General features: G+C 71.3%; 4 protein-coding genes, 1 tRNA gene and 1 pseudogene. 5 read left to right on the top strand and 1 reads right to left on the bottom strand.

Going from position 1 to position 5,234, the window contains the following annotated elements; all coding sequences use genetic code 11:
• From RIF68_RS26595 to RIF68_RS26580, 4 genes are all read left to right on the top strand, one after another.
• Positions 1-791: ABC transporter permease (locus RIF68_RS26595; RefSeq protein WP_309053835.1), on the top strand; the 791-nt coding region annotated here is incomplete at its 5' end.
• Positions 792-1,713: 922 nt separating this feature from the next.
• A complete protein-coding gene (locus tag RIF68_RS26590; RefSeq protein WP_309053834.1) occupies positions 1,714-1,971 on the top strand; it encodes a hypothetical protein in 258 nt (85 codons plus the stop codon).
• Positions 1,972-2,099: 128 nt separating this feature from the next.
• Entirely contained in the window at positions 2,100-2,942 is an 843-nt protein-coding gene (locus tag RIF68_RS26585) for a PP2C family protein-serine/threonine phosphatase (protein ID WP_309053833.1), read from the top strand.
• 167 nt (positions 2,943-3,109) lie between these two features.
• On the top strand, positions 3,110-4,126 hold the full coding sequence (locus tag RIF68_RS26580; protein ID WP_309053832.1) for an MASE1 domain-containing protein: 1,017 nt from the start codon (positions 3,110-3,112) through the stop codon (positions 4,124-4,126).
• Positions 4,127-4,804: 678 nt separating this feature from the next.
• On the opposite strand, the gene RIF68_RS26575 is transcribed toward RIF68_RS26580, so the two are convergent.
• A tRNA-Pro gene (locus RIF68_RS26575) sits at positions 4,805-4,878 on the bottom strand.
• 126 nt (positions 4,879-5,004) lie between these two features.
• Between RIF68_RS26575 and RIF68_RS26570 the strand changes: the two are divergent.
• Positions 5,005-5,234, top strand: a pseudogene (locus tag RIF68_RS26570) (DUF309 domain-containing protein); the annotation flags it as partial.

Raw genomic sequence — 5,234 nt, 5'->3', positions numbered from 1 at the left:
TGCTGCGCACCCTGCGCGGCAGCGTGCACAGCGGCACCTGGCTGAACGCCGCGACCGGCAAGTACCCGGCCGTCGTCCTCGGCGACGTCGCCGCCCAGCGCCTGGGCATCACCAGCCCCGGCCAGCAGGTCTACATCGCCGGCCAGTACCACACGGTGATCGGCATCCTCGACGAACTGCCCCTGGCACCCGAGATCGCCCGATCCGCCCTCCTCGGCTGGGACACCGCCACCAGCCGGCTCGGCTTCGACGGCCACCCCACCACCGTCTACGAACGCTCCGCCGACCAAGCCGTCACCGCCGTACGCGCCCTCATCCCCCGGGCCGTCGACCCCCAGACACCCCGCAACGTCCAGGTCAGCGATCCCTCGGCCAACCTCAAGGCCAAAGCTGCCACGGAAGGCGCCTTCAGCAGCCTGCTCCTCGGCCTGGGAGGCGTCGCCCTCCTCGTCGGCGGAGTCGGTGTCGCCAACACCATGATCATCTCCGTCCTTGAGCGCCGCTTCGAGATCGGCCTGCGCCGCTCCACCGGCGCCACCCGCGGCCAGATCAGAGGCCAGTTCGTCACCGAATCCCTCCTGCTGTCCGGCCTCGGCGGCACCGCCGGCATCGCCCTGGGCGCCGCCGCCACCGCCGTGTACGCACTCACCAACGACATCCCCTGGGTCATCCCCCTGTGGGCCGTCACCGGAGGCTTCGGCGCCACCCTCGTCATCGGCACCGTCGCCGGCCTCTACCCGGCCGTCCGCGCCTCGCGCCTCTCACCCACCCTCGCCCTCCACTCCGCCTGAAAGGCGGACGCTGCTGACCATCACCGCCGAGACATCCGTATCCCTCGGTCCCCGGCCCGGCGCGCCGCGACACCTGGCAGCGCGAGGGCTGCGGCGCAACTCGGCCGCGCTGGTTCCGACGGCCAGTCGGGGGAAACAGCCGCCTACAGCTGCCGTCCCGGTTGTGCCCGCCGCGGCTGAACCGACAGATGACCCCGGCCGTCCCCTGACCGGGGTCATCCGCTGTCCGAGATCGGCTACTCAGCTCGACGAGACCGTACACACCCCGCCGCGAGCGCAGGGACCACGCGCTGAGCGGGAGTGCAAAGCCCCACAGCGCCGTCAAGGCGATCCGCGGCGGGTGGCCGCGCCAGTACGGGCCCGCGAGGAACCGCCATGACCGTGACACCGAACGGCCCTGGCGCCGATCGGAGACAGCAGAAGAAACGCAGGTCAGCGATCACGGCCACCAGCGCCTCTCGCCGCCGGTACGTCCTGGGGATCACCCCGACGTGGCTGACCGGCCGGCTGCGACCGGCGCGGATCGACCGGCGGACTGTCAGTGCCTGCGCATGGCCCCCCGACATGTCCTCGACTCACGACGGGCTTCGTCACGTCATGCTCGGTTCCCTCTTCACGCCTGAGGTTCCCCTGGGACCAACCCGGGACATACTCCTTGCCTGCCACGTCTCGGCAACAGGCAAGGGCGAGCTCCACGGAAGCCCCGAGTGCCGCACGCTGCGGTCAGCGGCCTCGGTGAACCAGATCGACGTCCCGTTCGGCGAAGCCGTGGAGCGGCTCTGCGCGAGCTGTCGGTGGCCGCTGCCCACCGACAGCCCCATCCTCCTCCTCGGCGCCGCTGTGAGCGAGGTGGACTCGCTCACCATCTGGCTCGACCGGGAGACCGAGGACGAAGCCGGTCCGCCTGCTGGAGGCGGCTGCCGTGCGTGTCCTGCCCGAGCCGAAGTTCTCCGACGATCCCGGCTTCGCCGGGTTGGGAGTAGAGGCGGAGAAGGCCTTCCGGCGAGCGTGGTACGAGTGGAGTCGGCGAGCCATCTGGTCCTGGCGCCGGCTGGAGGATCAGGACTTCTCGGTCCACACCGTCGTCAGCGGCGCCTTCGGACGTCGCCGCAAGGGGGGCGCCCGGAACCGGGCCCCGATCTCCTGGTGGCGCCTTCGGGCCCGGATGCGGGGTCGATGAGATGCGGGCGTCGGGCCCTCCGGGCAGAGTGGGGAAGGACCTGTTCGCACCGAGGTGGTCCCCTCGGGTCCCGCGTGCTGGAGACGGGACGGAGTGACACGAGGATTGTCGTGACGTCGGAGTGATCGATGTTCCGCAGACGGCCGGCCGACAACAGCGAGGATCTTCTGGTCCGGCTCGGGTCGCTGACGGCCAAGGCTCGGGAGTTGGCCGAGACCCAACGTTCCCGTGTCGAGCTCGCCGTGGCCCTGCAGCGCGGCATGCTGCCCTCGGACCTGCCCAGTTTTCCGGGCGCCCGGCTGGCCGTCCGCTATGAGCCCGCCAACCACGGGCTCAACGTCGGCGGTGATTGGTACGACGCCTTCGCCCTGCCGGGCGGACGGATCGGCATGTCCATCGGTGACGTCCAGGGGCACAACATCGAGGCTGCCGCCTTCATGGGACAGGTCCGCGTGGCACTGCGCGCGCTGGCCTCCGTCAGCGGAGACCCGGGAGAGCTGCTCGGTCGCACCAACGACCTGCTGGTCTCTCTGGGCGCCGACCTCTTCGCCACCTGCACCTTCCTACGGCTCGACCCCGCTGCCGGCACCCTGGAGTGCGCCCGGGCCGGTCACATTCCCCACATCTGGGCCACCAGCGACGGCCGCTCCGGCATCGACGACAGCGAGGGCGGGCCTCCGCTCGGTGTGCTCCGCGGCGTCGACTACCCGGCCACGTGGCACCGGCTCACCGCCGACGGTGTCTTCGTCCTCCTGACCGACGGGGTGGTGGAGGGGCCCTCGCTCCACGTCGACGAGGGTCTGGACCGGGTGACGAGGCTCGCCGGGCTCACCGCCGTCGCCGGTCTGGACGTCGACGCGCTCGCCACCGCCGTCATGAAGCTGGCGGCCACGGTGGGGCATGAGGACGACGCAGCCGTCCTGGTCGTCGGCCATGACGGCGGTCCCGCCCTGTCGACGGTCGAGGGGTGAAGGGGGCTCGCCCCGGGACGGCCCGCCCCGGTTCGGGCCAGACCTCCGGCCGGTCCCCTGACTCCACCAGCCGGTCCTGACTCGTGCCCTACGGCGGCGCCCGACACGCAGGGGTCCTTGCCCGGTCCTGGCGGCCCGGCCGGTGTCTTATGGCTGGCGTGTTCGTTATGCGGCAATTCCGGCCCATTACCGAGGCGGCGCTGATTTCGCTGGCCGTGGCGGTCTGCTACTACTCGGCCGGACGACTCGGCCTGCTGGGCCGTCTCGTCGTCGAAGGCGTGGTGGCCACCCCCATCTGGCCGCCCACCGGCGTCGCCGTCGCCGCCCTGCTGCTGTTCGGCGCGCGGGTCTGGCCCGGGATCGCCCTCGGCTCCTTCCTCGTGATCGCCTCCCTCACCACCCCTGGGCCCACCACGGCGGTCACCGTGGTGAGCAACACCGTCGCGCCGCTCTGCGCCTTCCTGCTGCTGAGACGGGTCGGCTTCCGGCTTGACATGGCGCGGCTGCGGGACGGACTGTCACTGATCTTCCTTGGGGGCTTCAGCGCCATGCTGATCAGCGCGACCGCAGGGGTCGGGCTACAGGTGGTGACAGGCTCCCTGGGCAGGAGCGAGTTCTGGGCCGTGTGGCTGGCCTGGTGGGCGGGCGACACGATGGGGGTTCTGCTCGTCGCTCCGCTCCTGCTCGTACTCATGGGGCCGGCCGGACGGTTCCGGGTACGGCGCTGGAAGGAGGCGGCCTTTCTGGGGCTGACGACCCTGGTTCTCGTCCCCCTGGCCGTGCTCAGTCCGATAGGCTTGCTCTTCCTCGTCTTTCCCCTGCTGGTCTGGGCAGCGCTCCGCTTCCAGCTCGCCGGAAGCGTGCTGTGCGCGCTCTTCGCATCCGTATTCGCCACCTTCGTGGCGACCTCCGACCAGGGCTCGTTCTTCCGCCTGTCGGACGTCGAGATCATGGTGAAACTCCAGACGTTCAACGGTTCCGCCGCCCTGACCGCCCTGCTCCTCGCCTCCGTCGTCACCGAGCAGCGTGCGACCCGCCGTTCGGTGCGCCACGCCTGCGAGGAACTGGCGGAGGTCCTGGAGCACCTCGCGGCGGGCGATCCCTCGCCGGGTCCGCCCGCCGGGACCCCGCCCGAGCCCTCCGAGAGTCGGCCAGCCCCACCCGGCGGCCTCCGGGATACATGACCCTCGGCGTCCGCGACGGATCCGCTCAACGGTGGTTGCGGCGCTCACGGTCGGTCGTTGGTCCGGGGAGGGCCGCCATATTTCCGACGTCGCGTGGGCGGTAGTCGAACAGAAGCGGCGTCGGAGCCGGTGCCGGGGGCAGGAACCGGGATCAGAAGCCGTGCTACGCGGGCATTCGCGGTCTCAGCCCCGGTTGCCCGGACGAGCAGTGAAGAATTGCCTACTGCGCCGGCTGCTCGACCCGCTCACCAGCCTGCTCGCCCTCGGCCTGTGGTCCCGAGAGCGCAGCCGCAGGCCGCATGAGCGGGCGTGGCGACGGGCCAGGGTCATGCGCTACCCGAACGGGCCCCTGTACCCCAGGGGCTTCGCCGTCGATGCCCCCGCCCCGGGCCACCGTCGGACGACGGTGCGCCGGGGCGGCTTCACCAGCCATGACTCGGCCGAAGAGGCCTGCGGCGGTTCCTCCAGCGTGAGGCCGGCGGGTCCGACGCGGACCGAACCAGACCGTCGCCGCCTATCTGGGGTGTGGCTGGCGGCGAAAGCGCTGGTGCCGAAGCCGACGAAGACGGCCCGCTACCGCGACTTCGTCCGCAATGATCCGACCACCACGGCCCGGGACGCGCGAAAGGCCGCCCTCTCATCGATGAGAGAACGGCCTCCGACCTGCTAAAAGCAAAGTCGGGACGACAGGATTTGAACCTGCGACCCCTTGACCCCCAGTCAAGTGCGCTACCAAGCTGCGCCACGTCCCGATGCCCGTCTTCGCCGGGTTTCCCCGGCGCGGCGTGCAAGAGAACATTACCTCACTCCGGGGGGTGCGGTGACGCACGGGCTGTCACCGCGTCGGTGGTGGAGGGGCTGGTGGGGAGAATGGGGGGATGAACGGGACACCGAGGGAGCACGGCAGGGATCGGGACGCGGAGGGACGGGCGCGGAACGCGCGGCCGCGGGACGGGCTCGGGCGGCCTCTGCCGTACGGGGTGGAGGGGGTGCCGCGGCAGCCCGAGGGGGTGGTGCGGGGGCCGGCGGAGACGGTGCGGGAGGCGCAGCGGCTGCTGGACGCGGGGATGCCGTTCCACGCGCACGAGGTGTTCGAGGACGCCTGGAA

The sequence above is a fragment of the Streptomyces sp. genome (assembly GCF_031178505.1).
GTDB classification, from domain to species: domain Bacteria; phylum Actinomycetota; class Actinomycetes; order Streptomycetales; family Streptomycetaceae; genus Streptomyces; species Streptomyces gulbargensis.
The sequence above is the reverse complement of the archived record's forward strand: the minus strand, read 5'-3'. Positions and strand labels throughout refer to the sequence as shown.